This is a genomic window from Photobacterium angustum (assembly GCF_003026365.1).
GTDB classification, from domain to species: Bacteria; Pseudomonadota; Gammaproteobacteria; order Enterobacterales; family Vibrionaceae; genus Photobacterium; species Photobacterium angustum.
In genome coordinates this window covers 1-651 of sequence record NZ_PYOM01000056.1, presented here as the reverse complement: position 1 = coordinate 651, position 651 = coordinate 1, and the positions used below count along the sequence as shown (strand labels likewise).

Annotated in this window: 1 pseudogene; it reads right to left on the bottom strand. The window is 38.6% G+C overall.

The annotated features are described in order from the left end of the window. Nucleotides 1-651, bottom strand: a pseudogene (locus tag CTN01_RS22585) (hypothetical protein); the annotation flags it as partial.

The following is a 651-nucleotide window of genomic DNA, read 5'->3' as shown; positions in this document are numbered from 1 at the left end:
ATGAAATTTAAAATGGTTTGTCTGTTGATAAGGAAATCATGCTTTTTCACATCATCTGATTTTGATACTTTGCTGTTAGGGTTCATTCTCTCAAGCGCTTTTTGCATTTGTCTGGTTGCGGCTTTTTGCTCTGCACTCATGATATGCTCATTACCAAGCCAATGAATCACTTTACACAGCGCCAATTGTTGCATCAGTAATGCTTCATCTTTTTCGATTTTTATTCGATCGTCATTTGTCTCAACTATATTAAAAGTTTTAGGTTCAGATACTAATGTAGACAATAGCGGACCTAAAGCTTCGGGGATCAACAATCGCGTCCATTCAGCTAATATATTGTCATCTCCGTTAATCAAGGTATAGGCGACCAAGCCAGCGGAGCTTCGTTCAAAAATGTCTAAAATTTGGTCGAAAGTGTCTTTTTGTTCAGCCAAAAATAGACCAATGTTTAATTGACTGTAAAGAATACCTTTACTCAATAGGGAAAGTTGTTTGAATGTTTCATCATCTTCAACAATATCAATTCGGTGATAATTTGCCTGTCGCAACAATCGCTGAAATTGCCAAACACATGCCCCGACCATGCTCGGGTTGATTTCTCCCTCAAAAGACAGTTTGGTAGAGGGCGGGCCAATACTAAGACCAATCGAT